Annotated in this window: 13 protein-coding genes; 11 read left to right on the forward strand and 2 right to left on the reverse strand. The window is 39.7% G+C overall.

What is annotated here, in order from left to right; translation table 11 throughout:
* The first annotated feature begins 118 nt into the window (after window positions 1–118).
* From ACFRAK_RS21745 to ACFRAK_RS21760, 4 genes are all read left to right on the forward strand, one after another.
* Window positions 119–988 (forward strand): LysM peptidoglycan-binding and 3D domain-containing protein, encoded by an 870-nt coding sequence (locus ACFRAK_RS21745; RefSeq protein ID WP_387599241.1) that lies wholly within the window; start codon window positions 119–121, stop codon window positions 986–988.
* Between the two features lie 157 nt (window positions 989–1,145).
* Window positions 1,146–3,269 carry a DNA helicase RecQ gene (gene recQ, locus ACFRAK_RS21750; RefSeq protein ID WP_394572510.1) on the forward strand — a complete coding sequence of 708 codons (2,124 nt, stop codon included), beginning with the start codon at window positions 1,146–1,148 and terminating at the stop codon, window positions 3,267–3,269.
* Between the two features lie 129 nt (window positions 3,270–3,398).
* Entirely contained in the window at window positions 3,399–3,605 is a 207-nt protein-coding gene (locus ACFRAK_RS21755; RefSeq protein WP_192205082.1) for a cold-inducible protein YdjO-related protein, read from the forward strand.
* Window positions 3,606–4,437: 832 nt separating this feature from the next.
* Window positions 4,438–4,632, forward strand: a complete 195-nt coding sequence (locus tag ACFRAK_RS21760) for a cold-shock protein (RefSeq protein WP_034307294.1) — start codon at window positions 4,438–4,440, stop codon at window positions 4,630–4,632.
* A gap of 85 nt (window positions 4,633–4,717) precedes the next feature.
* On the opposite strand, the gene ACFRAK_RS21765 is transcribed toward ACFRAK_RS21760, so the two are convergent.
* The gene (locus ACFRAK_RS21765; protein ID WP_228467431.1) at window positions 4,718–5,632 is read right to left on the reverse strand and encodes a YitT family protein; all 915 of its coding nucleotides are present in this window, start codon (window positions 5,630–5,632) and stop codon (window positions 4,718–4,720) included.
* Window positions 5,633–6,004: 372 nt separating this feature from the next.
* Here ACFRAK_RS21765 and ACFRAK_RS21770 point away from each other — a divergent pair, with 372 nt between their 5' ends.
* The 7 genes from ACFRAK_RS21770 (at window position 6,005) to ACFRAK_RS21800 (ending at window position 14,285) form a co-directional block, all read left to right on the forward strand.
* On the forward strand, window positions 6,005–8,137 hold the full coding sequence (locus tag ACFRAK_RS21770; RefSeq protein ID WP_394572501.1) for a PAS domain S-box protein: 2,133 nt from the start codon (window positions 6,005–6,007) through the stop codon (window positions 8,135–8,137).
* Between the two features lie 71 nt (window positions 8,138–8,208).
* The gene (locus tag ACFRAK_RS21775; RefSeq protein WP_394572502.1) at window positions 8,209–9,405 is read left to right on the forward strand and encodes an MFS transporter; all 1,197 of its coding nucleotides are present in this window, start codon (window positions 8,209–8,211) and stop codon (window positions 9,403–9,405) included.
* Between the two features lie 553 nt (window positions 9,406–9,958).
* A complete protein-coding gene (locus tag ACFRAK_RS21780) occupies window positions 9,959–10,750 on the forward strand; it encodes an SGNH/GDSL hydrolase family protein (protein ID WP_387599229.1) in 792 nt (263 codons plus the stop codon).
* Window positions 10,747–11,661, forward strand: coding sequence for an ABC transporter ATP-binding protein (locus ACFRAK_RS21785; protein ID WP_387599226.1), 915 nt, complete (start codon window positions 10,747–10,749; stop codon window positions 11,659–11,661). Before ACFRAK_RS21780 ends, ACFRAK_RS21785 begins: the two co-directional genes overlap by 4 nt.
* Complete coding sequence (locus ACFRAK_RS21790) at window positions 11,654–12,634, forward strand: ABC transporter permease (protein WP_387707991.1); 981 nt, start codon at window positions 11,654–11,656, stop codon at window positions 12,632–12,634. The genes ACFRAK_RS21785 and ACFRAK_RS21790 overlap by 8 nt, the downstream gene beginning before the upstream one ends.
* Window positions 12,635–12,938: 304 nt before the next feature.
* A complete protein-coding gene (locus tag ACFRAK_RS21795; RefSeq protein WP_387599221.1) occupies window positions 12,939–13,775 on the forward strand; it encodes an MBL fold metallo-hydrolase in 837 nt (278 codons plus the stop codon).
* A 78-nt stretch (window positions 13,776–13,853) separates the two neighbouring features.
* A complete protein-coding gene (locus tag ACFRAK_RS21800; protein WP_387599218.1) occupies window positions 13,854–14,285 on the forward strand; it encodes a CBS domain-containing protein in 432 nt (143 codons plus the stop codon).
* A gap of 40 nt (window positions 14,286–14,325) precedes the next feature.
* Here ACFRAK_RS21800 and ACFRAK_RS21805 read toward each other — a convergent pair whose 3' ends face one another.
* A complete protein-coding gene (locus ACFRAK_RS21805; protein WP_387599215.1) occupies window positions 14,326–16,299 on the reverse strand; it encodes a S9 family peptidase in 1,974 nt (657 codons plus the stop codon).
* Window positions 16,300–16,460 lie beyond the last annotated feature (161 nt).

Raw genomic sequence — 16,460 nt, forward strand, 5'->3', positions numbered from 1 at the left:
GTTATCTTACTGTGATGTTTGTCATCTATTCTTTATCTGTTTGTTCTTTGTATAGAAAAAAACTATGTTAAGATTTAACTCGTAGCTTATAAAGCAGCTCACAAGGAGGTAACAACATATGAAAAAATCAATCTTATCGTTAGCGGCAGCGGCTGCAATATCCGGTGCATTTACAATCCCGGTACAAGCAGAAGATGTCAAAGTGAAAGATGGAGACACATTATGGGGGATATCTCAAACATATAAAGTATCAATAGAAGATGTTAAGTCTTGGAACAATTTGTCTTCAGACGTGATTTATGCCGGAGAAACCCTACATATTTCTCAAGAGGAGCATTATAAAGTAAAGTCAGGGGACACATTATCGGAAATTGCAGACAAATATGATGTAGCGGTAAATGAGATTAAATCTTGGAACGGTTTAAATTCAGATACAATCCATCCTGACCAGAAACTGGTCATTAAACCTGCAGCTAATAAAGTAGAAGCTGCGAGTGTAGGGCCAGCGCAGGAATCAAAGCAAGCTGCACCAGCAGAACAATCAAAGCCAGTTGAACAATCAAAGCCAGTTGAACAATCAAAGCCAGTTGAACAATCGAAACCAGCAGAACAATCAAAGCCGGTTGAACAATCGAAACCAGCAGAATCATCTGAAAAAGCAGACACAAACAATGAATCCAACGATCAAGCAGGAATCAAAAAGGAAATCACTGTTAGGGCAACTGCCTATACGGCTGATTGTCAAGGCTGCAGCGGTACTACAGCCACAGGAGTTAACCTGAAAGCTAATCCCGATGCAAAGGTGATATCAGTGGATCCATCAGTCATTCCGCTTGGATCTAAAGTTTATGTAGAGGGTTATGGCTACGCGACCGCAGCTGATACAGGCAGTGCCATCAAAGGGAATAGAGTGGACATCTTTGTACCTAACGAAAAAGATGCCGTGAATTGGGGCGTTAAAAACGTCAAAGTTCAAATCCTGAATTAATTAAACCATCCAAAACATGTTTATATATTGAAAAAAGTAGACACAGACATAATGTGTCTGCTTTTTTTGTCCTTTTGGTTCACGGGAAAAGCAGGTACAATGAAAGAAATAGATCCTTATGAATCCTAACAAGGAAAATAGGAGGAGTAATAAATTGATGGAAAAAGCTCGTGAATATTTACAGGAATACTTTGGTTATGAATCATTCCGAAAAGGTCAGGAACAGATTATCGAACAAGTTTTAGAAGGAATAAACACGGCGGGAATCATGCCTACTGGCGGAGGTAAATCAATATGTTACCAAATTCCAGCCCTTCTGTTACCAGGTGTAACACTCGTGATATCCCCACTTATTTCCTTGATGAAGGACCAAGTAGATGCCCTCGAACAAAATGGGATTGATGCCACATTTCTTAATAGCTCCATTTCTGGGATAGAATCATCCAATAGAATGAACGATATTAAGCAGGGGAGATATAAACTGGTTTATGTTGCACCTGAACGGTTGGAAAATCCCGCATTTCAACAGGATCTATTTAATGTGGGAATTTCATTGGTTGCCATTGATGAGGCCCACTGTATATCTCAATGGGGACATGACTTCAGACCAAGTTATTTAAAAATCAAAACCTTATTGAAAAACATGCCATCAGCTCCGACTGTACTGGCATTAACGGCAACAGCCACACCGCATGTGACCGATGATATATGTCAGTCACTAGGAATATCAGTGCAGCATACAGTATCAACGGGATTTTCCAGGGATAACCTGTTCTTTTCCGTTGTGAAAGAAGAGAATCGCGGACGGTTTTTAATGCGCTATTTAGAGAAAAACAAAAGTGAATCGGGTATCATATATGCAGCCACTAGGAAAGAAGTCGATACCTTGTATGCCAAACTTATTAAAGCCGGGTTCAAAACAGGTCGATACCATGCTGGCATGAATGAACAAGACCGATCGGAACAGCAAGACCAATTCATTCGGGATGACGTTCCCTTGATGGTAGCAACATCCGCCTTTGGGATGGGAATCGATAAGTCGAATGTCAGATACGTCATACATTACCAAACTCCAAAGAACATGGAGAGTTATTATCAAGAAGCGGGCCGTGCAGGGAGGGATGGATTGGAAAGTGAATGTATCCTCTTATATTCCCCTCAGGATATGCAGATACAGCGTTTCTTGATTGATCAATCTAATCCCTCGCAGGAGTGGCAATCCCAGGAATTGAAGAAATTGAACAGAATGAAGGATTATTGTTTTACCGAAGGGTGCTTGCAAGCCTTCATCCTTCGATACTTTGGAGAAGAAAACCCGGAAGATTGCGGTCATTGCGAAAATTGTACAGATAAACGTGACTCTGTTGAAGTAACTACACAGGCACAGATGGTCCTTTCATGCATGTTGCGAATGGGTGAGAGATTCGGTAAAACGATGATTTCCCAAGTGCTTACGGGATCACGCAATAAGAAAATTGAAGAGTTTGGATTCCAGAAGCTTTCAACCTATGGTATCATCAATGATCAATCTGCGAAGGATGTAGGTGATTTCATTGATTTCCTGACCGCAAAACAGTACATCGAAATGACGGGCGGGCAGTTTCCGGTCCTCAAGGTCACCAATGCTGGCAGGGAAGTGTTACTGGGACAGAAAAAGGTCCTGCGTAAGGAAATGAAAAAAGTAAGCAGCATCAGTGCAGATCATGGGTTGTTCGAAGATTTAAGACAGTTAAGAAAAGAATTGGCAAGTAAGGAAAATGTACCTCCATTCATTATTTTTTCCGATGCATCTTTGAAAGATATGGCTGTCAAATTGCCGAGGACAGAAGAGGAATTCCTGGAAGTTAAAGGCGTAGGGATGCAGAAATTTGAACGCTTCGGATCTGTGTTCTTACAAGGTATTTCCCAGTATGTACAGGCACATCCTGAATTAGAAATGAATACTATGGTTACAAAGGAAACGGTAAAGCGAGCTACTAAACCATCTCATTTAGAAAGCTACCGCTTATATCGGGAAGGCAAATCAATCAAGGAAATAGGAACATTGAGAGGGTTGTCTTCCGTTTCAATTGAAAATCATTTATTAAAGTGTGCAGAAGAACACTTGGATATCAAATGGGATGAGATTTTCTCGGATAAAGAGTTTGATCTTGTTTTGGAAACTGCGAAACAATTGGATTCTGAAAAATTGAAACCGCTAAAAGAAGCCTTGCCTGAACATATTTCCTACTTCATGATTAAAGCGATATTGGTTAAAGCAGGGTTGGAAAACGAAGGGTGATAAGGTTTTTTTGGATAATTTTTTCATTGAATAAATAAGAATTTAGTTTATTGCGTATACTAGGAATGATAAAAAGGAGGAATTTTCGCCTTTAATCAGAGTCTTTATATAAAAAAGAGGAGGTTGCTCATGTATTTTGGTAAAAAGAATTCAGAGGAACCAGAAATCGTTATGGAAGATACGATAGTATATGCATGTGGATCAGCAGATTGCAATGGTTGGATGAGAAAAGATTTTGCCTCGGAAAACTATGATTGCCCAATGTGCGGAAGTCAATTAATTGAGGAAGTCAGGGAACTTCCAAAAATTGAAAATGAGTATAATGCGTTTAAATAAAAGAGGTGGATCATAGCCTCTTTATTTTTTATTTTAAGAAAGAAGTATGACAATAACGCTTTACACATAAAAATATTTATGGTATTATTAAGATTCAGTGTTGAGAAAATAAAGCACTGGAGGGTAATTTAAAGTAACATTTTTATTAATAAAATAATTTTTCATCATTTTCATGATGAAGTAGAAACAAGTTAAACACATCTAGAAAAAAGAACTACATGTAATTATTTTCCTCGATCCATTTCTGTTCTTCATTAACTTACTTCTATGTACCATTTGTCTTTTGGAATTTAATCTACCCAATTGGAATTACGGACGGTTTTAATTAATAAACATGTACTTACAAGCTTTTATCTGATTCTCGCAGGCACGGTCTAGGAACCGTATGGATGGGAGAGAGGCAGGGCTTTCATTGTTTTAGGTTTTGGCATTAAAAATTACTCTCATGCTCGATACGCTTTGAAATGTTCATTGAACGAGCAGGAAGAACCATATGGAATGGATTCTTGAACAGCGCAGTCCCGATTATCTTGAAGGGTAAGTCAGGGACTGTGTTTCATTTTGGGGAATCATTTCTTTTTTAGAATTTTTCTTCAAATAAATAAAGCATATATATGATATAATGGGTAGTGAGATATGAAAAATTCATGTCGTAATCTCAAGTTCTTACCATTCAAAAGTTTGTTTGAAAGAAAACAATAATCATACTTGGATTTGCGAATGGTTATTTACTCACAATTTAGATTAAACGCCATCTATTCTTTCTTTTATCTTTATGGCTTGTGATCTGTTATGCAGGACGGAGTCAATTCAATTCTAAGGAGTGAGATATATGTATAGAAGAAATAATACGGAAGAAATCATTCCTGAAGAAACTAAGGTGTGGGAATGTACATCAGAAGATTGCAAAGGTTGGATTCGCGATAACTTTACAAGTAATGATGAACATGTTTGTCCGTTATGTAGCAGCGAGATGAAACCCGGCACCAGAATGCTTCAAGCAATCAACAATCCAAGGAACTATTAAGGCTAGATAAAAAAAGCTGAAGGGGATTCTCCCTTCAGCTTTTTTTATCTTTTTGCCAATTGGATGAAGCAAAAAGCAGGTGAGGTTAGTGGATATCTTTTTTCTTGAATCGACCGCCTCGAACTTCCGCGATATCCCCTACGGCAAGAAATGCAGATGGATCGAAGCTTTTGACTATCTCTTTAAGTTTTGCTTCCTCAAGCCTGTTTATTACACAAAAGATGACTTTTTTATCATCACCAGAATAAGCACCTTCTCCAGCTAAAAAGGTTACGCCCCGTCCAAGACGATTCATTATCGCTTCGCCGATATCATTAAATTCATCACTGATGATCCAAACAAATTTAGATTCGTCCAAACCTGCGATGACGATATCCATCGTTTTATATGCCACGAAGTAGGCTATGATCGAATACATGGCACGATCCCACGAGAATACGAAGCCCGCACTGCCAAGGATGAATAAATTAAAGAACATGACGATCTCCCCAACGGAAAAAGGGAGCTTCTTGCTAGCGAGAATAGCAAGTATTTCTGTGCCATCCAACGAGCCGCCATATCGAATGACCATTCCAACACCAATTCCAAGAATCATACCGCCGAAAGCGGACGCTAGAAGGATATCCTGAGTGAAAGCTGGTACATGATGAAGCAATGCAGTGGTAATGGAAAGGACTAAAATTCCATAAAGGGTAGAGAATGCGAAGGTTTTTCCAATTTGTTTATAACCGATAAAAAAGAAAGGAAGATTCAAAATGAAAAGAAAGATTCCAAGCTTCCATCCAGTGATGTAAGATAACATAATCGAAATACCCGTTATGCCCCCGTCGATTACGTTATTCGGCACTAAAAAAATCTCGAGGCCGACAGCCATTAAAACTGCACCGATTGTAATTAATAGACCTCTCTGTAAAATTTGTCTAAGTGTTAATCTTTTATGCTGGGTCTTCTTTTGCATAATTTCTGTTGTACTTGCACCTGCCAGGTCTGACATAATCATGCCCCCACTCCTTCTCTCTATATAAGTTCTATTTAATTATAAACCTATAGGTATAATTAAATAAAGAAATTAACATTCCTAATTATTATATTCCTGAATAATTATTGGTATTATTTATCATTCCCTGCAATGATGAAGCAGGGGTGTGAATGCTTGTCAGTACCATGTATTCATATTCTACTCCATATAAAACAATAGTATTTCTCATTTAATTGATTTTATGAAAAAACCTGCATTTTCTTGAGGAAGGGGGTGCGCCGAAAGAATCAGAGTGTAAATATACAGGAGTAAGGAAATAAAAAACCTTTGAGGTCCTATGAATTTACATTACAATATAGGAGAATAGAACGTTAGAGGTGATCAAGTAAAAAAATGGAACAATCAATTGTGGCATCAAATCCTGTCCTCTTTATGATTGCAGTACTATTGATAATAATGGCGTGTTATACGGCTTTGGATTTATTGACAACATTACTGACGATAGAGAGATATAAACGCCTGGTATATATAGGGAGCAGCTGCTCTATGGGAGTGGCAATCTGGACGCTTAATTTTGTGGTCATATACACACTCGATAATTCAGGAATGGCGGCATACAACTTTTCTACAATAATCTTTTCGTTAGCATTAGCGATCGCTCTTGCAGGGGCTGGGTTACTGGCCATATCGTATAAAACACAAGTTCTGCAAATCGTTTTTTGCGGCTTCATGTTTACGATGGCCATTTTATCAAATTATATTATGGGAACATCTTCGTTAAATCATACTTTGCACTTTAGCCCATTGTCGGTACTCAGTACGCTTTTCAGTATCTTTATATTATTTGTAGCAGCGCTTGCAATATTATTTTATTTTAATAAATTAAGTCAATCTTCGCTAAAGCCAGTCAGTACGCTCATGATGAGTGGCGCAATCATTGAAGGCTATTATCTTTTTGTAAGAGTGTTACCGATGAATGTGAAAAATGAAACGGGTGAATTTGTTCCACTCACTCCACTTATGCTTTATCTTACATGCTTCGTTTCAATATTCATCCTTGCCAGCTTGATAGCTTCAAGTACGATCGTGGGCCGTCGGCTAGCAAAAAGTGATAATACTGTGAGTGATATCCGTTATGCTTTAGATCAATCGGCAATCGTCGCCATAACGGATGCAAAAGGAATCATTACATATGTTAACGAAAAATTCCTGGAAATATCACAATATGAAAAACATGAACTAATTGGAAAAAATCATTCGATAATCAATTCTGGTTATCACGCAAAAGAATTTTTCACTGACTTATGGCAAACGATCAGCCAAGGGAAAACATGGCATGGTGAAATATGCAATCGGGCTAAAGATGGTAATGTGTATTGGGTGGATACAACAATCGTTCCGTTCATGAAAAAGGGGAAACCATATCAATATATTTCCATCCGTTCGGACATTTCCGCTCGTAAAAAAGCAGAAAATGCTTTAAAGGGGTCAATCAAGGAACTAGAAGATATGCATTATGCAATCAACCAATCTTTGATTGTGGCGATAACCGATGATAAAGGAGTCATTATTGAAGTGAATGAAAAGTTCTCGGAGGTTTCAGGTTATGGCAAAGGTGAATTGATAGGCCAGACCCATAGAATGGTTAATTCCGGATACCATTCAAAGGAATTCTTTGAACAAATGTGGAAGACCGTCCATGAACGGAAAGTTTGGAAAGGTGAAATTAGAAACAAGGCGAAAGATGGCAGTTTTTATTGGGTCGATACAACAATTGTTCCATTTTTTAGCGAAGAAGGAAAGCCATTTCAGTTTTTGGCACTGAGATATGACATAACTGAGCGTAAACAATCTGAAGAGATGCTCCATCGGCAGGATAAATTAGCCGCTGTCGGACAGCTTGCTGCTGGGGTGGCACATGAAATAAGGAATCCGCTGACCTCCATGAAAGGGTATACGGAATTTTTGCAACTGGATGAAACGGACGAAAATAAACAAGAATATCTAGAAATAATCATGGATGAAATCAATCGTGTGAATGAGATAGTTGAAGAGTTCTTACAATTGGCCAAACCACAGGCATTGATATTGGAAACGAAGAATCTTGTGTCGATCATTCAAAACGTTGTATCTTTGACGGAGTTTGAAGCCAGGAAGAAGAACATCACGCTGATTTCGGAATGTAATGACGAAGAAATCCTCGTTCGTTGTGATGAGAATCGGTTAAAACAGGTCATATTAAACTTCATTAAAAATGGTATGGAAGCTATGCCTGAGGGTGGTTTCATAAAAGTCATTACTGAACTTAAAGAGGAAAATGTGCATATATCCATAACCGACACAGGAATCGGGATGCCGCCAGAGCAGCTTAAGAGATTGGGAGAACCATTTTTCACCACGAAAAAATCTGGTAATGGGTTAGGTCTCATGATCAGCTTTAAAATCGTAGAAAGCCATTCTGGAAATGTCTTTGTCGAGAGCGAAGTCAATAAAGGAACAGTCTTTAATATCGTGCTCCCTATTTAAAATGTCTAATAGGAAGCAATGAAAAAAAAATCATCAACTTTTTAGAAGATATCTGCGTGGGGGAACGGGATTTGGAAAAACAAAAGTATGACAATATTATTAGCTTGAAGGTATTTTACCTTTTTTCTTTTTTTGCAGTGGGAAGTTTAACACCGCTATTAAGCGTTTATTTGGCCAATGAGGCAGGTTTATCCGGTATTGAGATAGGGACGATCATGTCTGTTGGACCGATAGTGATGATCGTTTTTCAACCTTTTTGGGGAATTGTTTGTGATTGGAGCGGGAGACCAGCAAAAATACTCGCAATGACGTCGTTTCTTGCTGGTCTATTCGGTTTAGGCTACTTGCTGTTCGAACACTATTTCCTTTTCGTATCCGTCGCAATCGCTTTGGCCATCTTTCAAAGTGCGATAATACCAGTTTCTGATAGCATCACCCTTCAATATACAACAAAAATCAAATCGAATTATGGGAAAATCCGTTTATTCGGATCACTTGGTTACGGTGTGGCTGTTTTTGTAATGGGAAAGTTATCTGAATCCTTCATGGGTCCTTCCGTTATATTTTATGCCTTTTTCTTCGGCCTGCTGATAGCGGCTAGTCTGGCTCTTCGTTTGCCCGAAGAACCACCAGGGGGGAAAGTGAACCTTTTTGGTGGAATGAAAGAATTGATTACCATGAAGCGATTTCTTATCTTTCTTGCTATAACGTTCTTGCTTTTTGGTCCTAATCTTGCAAATAATGTATACTATGGTTTGTTTATCGAGGCAAGAGGCGGTACATATACAGGAATTGGCATTGCGTTCCTATTAGCTGTATTATCGGAAATCCCCTTTATGAGAATGGCAGGTGCCTGGATTCATAAGATAGGCTTGCTGCCAATTACCTTACTGGCTGGCACGGCTTCATTGCTCCGCTGGGGTTTATACTTCACGGAACCAAGTTTGGCTACCGTATATGTGACTTCGATCATTCAAGGGTTTTCACTTGGCCTATTCATTCCAGCAGCTTTACAATATATCAGGGAAGTTGTCCCAGCACGTATAACAGTAACAGCAATAACGCTTTATTCCGCCATTGGCAACGGATTGGGGAACTGGTTCAGTACCTTCAGCGGCGGGATAATATTGGAAAAATCAGGGATATATTCAGTCTATTTATTTTATGGTTTTCTCACACTGATCGGGATGCTGCTTACAATTTGGCTCATGAAGGTAGAAAAGAATGTAAAAGTAATGGGGAAACCCATAGGTATAATGGAAAAATGATGAGAGAACAGTTCTGATAAGGAAGATCAAAGTGGGCATGCAAAACTCAGGTCTAGGGCTGGATTAACTACCGCGGCCCCCGAGTGCCTTCTTTAGTGCGTGGCATCATGTTTCAGGTCAAAAGGATTAGACAATATCAAAGGGAATTACATGAAGGGTCAATAATCGATTAAACAGTCATTCAAAAAGGCAGAAAGGGAATACATATGTCCCATTCTGTCTTTTTTTTGGCTCTTTTCGTAAAGATTGTTGTTTTTAAAACGAAAAGATTTAAGGTTGATTGGAGCGCAAGTGCGAGACTCCTGCGGGAGCAGCGGGACAGGTGAGACCCCAGAGGTGTTTATGCCGAGGAGGCTCACCGCCCGCCCCGCGGACAGCGAGCATCTGGAGGGGAAATCAACCACACCGCATTACTTGAAATCGCAACAAAGTTGCGAAAACAGCCTTTTTTTTAATAAGTTGTGGGAATTTTATCCATAAGTAAACGTTTTTTTATTTTTGGAAATAATATGATTTAATGGAAGATAGAGAATGAATGGAAGGGTGAGTGTTTTTGAGTAAACCAAAAGTGTTGGCTACTACCATCGTATCAGCCCTAATCAGCCTTTTTTTTGTATTTTGCCTAGGATGGGCGATGATGGACCATTATGGAAAAGGAACGTCCGATATGGAAGTAATTGAAGAAACCCCCATTAAAAGTGACCTTCCTGCTGATTTTACGGTATTGGCGATAGGCGATTCATTAACACGTGGCACAGGTGATGAAACAGGCAAAGGCTATGTTGGACTTGTTGTTGAAGAGTTGAAGAGTCAATATAAAAGAAAACCAATCATTCATAACCTCGGAATTAATGGACAAGTGTCTAAAGAATTGGTGCAGCAAGTGAAACAACCGGAAGTTAAGCGCCAAATCCAGGCAGCTGATGTTATTTTAGTTACAATCGGGGGTAACGATTTATTTCAAAAAGGGCAGACCCTGCTTGAATATGATCGTGAAGCTACATCCGTATCACAAAAGAATTTCTTGGGAAATTTACATGAAATTTTTAAAGATATAAATAAAGTCAATGATTCAGCTACTATTTTGTTACTTGGTCTGTATAATCCATTTATAGATTTGGATAAAGACTTTGATACGAACCGCATCGTACGGGAATGGAATAATGAAACGGCGGAAGTCGTGGCTCATTATGAAAATGCAATTTTTGTTCCAACATTCGATTTATTTCAATTGTCGGTAAATGAGTATTTGTATTCGGACAATTTTCACCCTAATAAGAAAGGGTATCGTTTAATTGCTGATAGAGTTGCTCCTTTAATAAAATGGGAGGGTGTGGAACGATGAAACAGGTGACATTGTCTGTTAGGGACTTGAGAAAAAAGATTGGCAAACGGGAAATTATTAAAGGAATAGATTTTGAGTTGAATGAAGGTGAGGTTTTCGGCTTTTTAGGACCGAACGGGGCAGGTAAGACGACGACAATCCGCATGTTGGTCGGATTGATTAAGCCATCATCGGGTTCCATCCAAATATGCGGTTATGATGTTCGTCAGGAATTTACGAAGGCCATGAAGCAAATGGGCTGCATCGTTGAAAATCCAGAATTATATCCATTTTTGAGTGGGTGGGATAATTTACTCCACTTTGCAAGAATGTTACCTGAAGTCGATGAAACAAGAATGATCGAGGTTGTTGAACTCGTCGGCCTGCAAGTGAGAATTCACGATAAAGTGAAGACCTATTCGTTAGGTATGAGGCAGCGTTTAGGAATCGCGCAGGCAATGCTGAACAGTCCTAAGCTATTAATATTGGATGAACCGACTAACGGTCTAGATCCTGCCGGAATCCGTGAAATGCGACAATTCATCAGGAAGCTGGCTGAAGAAGAAGGTATGAGTGTTCTGGTTTCCTCACACTTATTAGGTGAAATACAGCAACTTTGTGACCGGGTCGCAATTATTAAAGGCGGGGAAATTATTAAAACGGATACAGTGGAAAGCTTATTATCCCAGCAGGAGCGGATAATTTGGCGGGTGGAACCTATTCAAAAGGGAGCGGAAGTTCTTAGCCGCTTCACCGATATTACCTTAGATCAAAAATATATCATTACAGCTTATGATGAATCCGAAACGCCTGAATGGAATGCAGCACTTAACCAAGCAGGGGTGAGGGTGCATGAAATGAATCGAAAGCTCCCGGGATTGGAAGAGTTGTTTTTGCAAGTTACCGGTGTCGGAGGTGCAGGCATTGAATAACTTGGTCCAAAATGAAATGATGAAGATGCTGGCAAAAAAACGGCTGATCATAATCGGTATCATCGTTGGAATTTTAGTTTTGATGTTTACATATGCCCAATACAAACAAGTGGAAGAGCAACGGGAGAAGTTGGGAACTGATGATTGGCGTGCGGCTCTTCAGCAGCAAATCATTGATACTCAAAATCGATTGGGCTCGAATAGGATGCTGGATGAGTGGCGTGAACAGCTGCAAGTAAGTCTGAAGCAGCAGCAATATTATCTCGATCATGATATTAATCCCTCAGAACCAGGCGCAGCTACTTTTACACGCATGTTTTTGGAAAATGCAATTGATTTGTTCATTCCGCTGTTGATCATGATTGTGGCCAGTGATTTGGTTTCTTCCGAAAATGGACAAGGCACGATCAAACTTCTGTTGACAAGGCCAGTGGAGCGCTGGAAAATCTTATTGAGCAAATATGTAACATTATTATTATCGGTTTCGATTATCGTGGCGATGACAGCCTTATTGTCTTACCTTTTATCAGGAATCGTTTTCGGGTACCAAGGCTGGGGGGCCCCCGTAATAACCGGATTCGAATTGAATGGTGCTGATGTGGATGTCAGTCAAGTAAGGTTAGTTGAACAATGGAAATTCCTATTGATGGATTTGGGACTTGTCTGGCTGGTGGCGGTTGTTGTAGGGACTCTTTCTTTCATGCTTTCGGTTTTAGTAAGGAGCACTCCTGCAGGCATGGGCATCATGCTGGCTGCATTAATTTCCGGGGCTATATTGAACAATATGGTTTCATCATGGGAATCAGCGAAGTATTTCTTTATGGTGAATTTGAAGTTGACCGCTTATATTAGCGGCACGGCTCCACCGATAGAAGGGATGACTTTATTATCATCTGTCATTACCTTGCTCGTTTGGTGGGCTCTTGCTTTAATTGTATCTTTTACAGTATTTACCCGGAAGGATGTATTCTGAGAAATAGCCTAAATAGATTATTGGTGTTGACAAAAGGGCTTCCGGAAGTGTCGCACCCCGAACCAATTTCAAAAGAAGACCCGGTTTAATGGCTAGCCGAGACCCCCGGCGGACACTCGGGGAAAAGGGAGCGGATTTCTGAAATCATCTTCATTCTTAAAAATAAAAAACAGAAGGCAAACTCGTCTTTTACCTTGAATTTGTCTTCTGTCTGAAACAGCCTATATAAATAATAGGTTGTTTTTTATTTTCTTGTACTGGGTATCCTTTAAAAAAAGCATGTTCAAAATTAGGAGGATTATAAATGGATGATAATCATTTGAATGAAAAATTCATGCCAATGACTTCAGTCTCCAGTGGTGATGTACAGATAATAAATGAGAATATATATTGTCTGTCCGTCCAAATCGTTAATGTAATATTTGTAGGGTCACCCAAAGATGATAAATGGGTATTGATAGATGCAGGGATGCCACGCTCAGCAGAGGTAATAAAGAAAACGGCTGAAGAAATATATGGACCACAAAATCCACCTGCTGCCATTATTTTGACACATGGACATTTCGATCATGTTGGCGCACTGATTGAGTTAATGGAGCATTGGGAAGCTCCAGTTTATGCCCATATAAAAGAAATGCCTTATTTAACGGGTCAGGAAGATTACCCCCAACCGGATCCTACTGTTGAAGGAGGGATGATCGCAAAAATTTCATGGATATTTCCGAATGAGGGAATCAACCTTGATGAAAAAGTTCAGCCATTGCCTGATGACCATAGTGTTCCCGGACTTCGTGATTGGAAATGGGTTCACACCCCTGGCCATTCAAATGGACATATTTCACTCTTCCGTGATAGTGACCGAAGTTTGATTGCTGGAGATGCTTTTGTGAATGTCAGGCAAGATTCACTATACAAGGTCATCACTCAGGAGAAAGAAATAGCGGGCCCACCGCGGTATTTAACAACCGATTGGGAGGCTGCAAAAGAATCTGTAAAGTTATTGGAAAGTATGAAGCCGGCTGTTGCCATAACGGGGCACGGGTATCCTGTTGAAGGGCATGAGCTGGAAATGGGTTTATCGAAGCTTGCAAAGGAATTCGATTCATTAGCTAAGCCGGATCATGGGAAATATGTAGAATGAAACATGGCATGTTTCATGAATAATTTCTCTTCAGAAGTCAAAAATAAACAAGCAACTTATGAAAATGGAGGGATATCCGTGACTACATTAAGAGATATCATGACAACAGACGTGAATTGTTGCTCTGCGGAAGATAATATATATGAAGCAGCAGTCAAAATGAAGGATGATGATGTTGGTGTCATTCCTGTTTTGGAGAATAACCATTTAATTGGTGTCATCACAGACAGGGATATCGTCATTCGCTGTGTGGCCGAGAAAAAGCCGAATTCAACTAGAATTACTGATGTCATTTCCACGAACCTTGTAACAGGCACGCCAGGTATGTCAGTGGAGGAAGCTGAAGAGTTAATGGCTACCGAGCAAATCAGAAGGCTCCCTATCATTGAGAATGACACGCTGGTGGGAGTCGTGGCATTAGGTGATCTTGCTGTACACCAACAGACAAATTCAATGGCGGGAAATGCTTTAAGTTCAATTTCCGAAGACAGAGACCAAATTCAACACTAAGAACAAAACTCTGTTAGCTTTTGCTAACAGAGTTTTGTTTTTAAAGATACTTATTGAACCATCCTTTGATTTCCTCAACATGTTGCAGGCGCATTTTTGGAGATCCGCTTCGGGATACTTCGTGAGTTTCATCTGGGAATGAAACAAGCACTGCTTCTTTTTTTTGCCGTTTTAAAGCGACAAAAAATTGCTCGCTCTGTTCAATGGGACAGCGGAAATCCATTTCACCGTGAAGTAAAAGTAAAGGGGTATTCACATTGGAAACATATTTTAAAGGTGAGTGCTGCCATAATTTTTCAGCAGAGTTAACGATATCGCCGCCTACTTCCCATTCTGTAAAATAATAACCAATGTCGCTGACACCATAAAAACTTAACCAGTTACTGATGCACCGCTGAGTTACAGCGGCCTTGAAGCGGTTGGTATGTCCGATGATCCAATTTGTCATGAACCCTCCATAACTTCCTCCGGATACCCCTAAATCTTCATGCTCGATAAAATCATACGTAGCTAAAACGTGATCAACTCCAGCCATTAAGTCCTTATAATCCATGCCTCCATAATCGCCCCGGCAGGCATTTACGAAATCTTGGCCATATCCAACACTTCCGCGCGGGTTAGTGAACAATACAGTATATCCTTCATTAGCCAATGTCTGGAATTCATGAACATAGGTATTGGCATACATCATATGCGGACCGCCGTGGATTTCTAAAATGAGCGGATATTTTTGATTACTTTTAAAATCAGTCGGTCTCATGACCCAGCCGTGAATGGTAAGTCCATCAACAGATGGAAATGTAATGGGTTCAGCCATGGACAAATGTTTATCCTTCAAAAAATCCTCATTAACAAAACTGATTTGTTTCTTATCGCCATTGGTAAGGTTATAAGCAAAGAGATCGCCGGGATGAACAGGTGTACTTATGGCCACGACTGCACGATGGCTTTCGGGATCTATAGTCAGGCCGTATATATGCTGCGGGTCAAGGATCGATGGATACATGGCTCCTTCTATGGAACCATAATAAACTCCGGTATTTCCGTAATCGCTTATTAAAAAATAAAAGCCTTGGCTATCGTTTGTCCATAAGATACCTGGGTCGACGGCTCCGATTTGGAAATCACCAATTGCGGAATCTCCAATTTGGACGTCCCATCCATCGGTCAAACACTGAGTCGTTTGATCGAAAATGGAATATAACCAGATATTTGAAAAGGTGGCACCGGCAAATTCTTTATTATGGCCAATGAATGATAGATATTCACCATTTGGTGACCATTTCGGATCTCTAAAGAAACCTTCGCCATCCGTTATCTTCTCTAAAGCTTTCGTTTCTAGTTCCATGATGAAAATATCGGAAAAAAGTTCATCATCACTTCTTTCCGCATCTCCGCTTATGAAGGCAATATGCTGTCCGTTTGGGGACCATGCATTCGGATGATGATCAATATTGTTTTCTGTTAGCAATGTGGAATCTCCCTTAAAAATTCCTACTATAACCAGCTGCTGATATAACTGATCAAAATAGCCTTTCCCATCCCATTTATACTTAATTCGGTCATACCTATGAACTTCTTTGGACAAATCATTTTCCTTAACCGTATTAAGGTTTTCGCCCACCTTTAATCCGGTTGAAAGCAGCAACTTGGTGGAACAAGGAGACCAAATAGGTTTTGTTACGCCGTTAACGAAATGTGTCAGCTGTCGAGCTTCCCCACCAATGCTTCCAATAATGTGAACTTGTTTTTTACCTGATCTGTCCGATATAAAGGCGATATGCTTGCCGTCGGGGGACCAGGCTGGTGATGTATCACGATTATCCCCAAACGTCCATTGCTTGGTTTCATTCGTAATCAGGCTGAACATATACAGATTGGAAATGTATTTTTCCGTTTTTTCATCTATTCTGGTTTGGACATAAATCGCCATGCTGCCATCCGGGGATAGCTTTGGATCGGTTACTGATTTCAAGTGAAATAAGTCTCTTGCTGTAATGCCTATTTTGTTCATCCTTTTCACCCTTTCATTTCTCATAGTTATGTATTTCGCTAAAGAGAAATATAAATCCTTTAGTAAATGGTAAACGCGTAATGTTTATTTATCAAGGACAAAAGAATGAAAATAATCCGGCCTATTCATCAGGTCGGATTATTAGCTATATAGGCAAAAAA

The sequence above is a fragment of the Peribacillus sp. NPDC056705 genome, assembly GCF_043656335.1.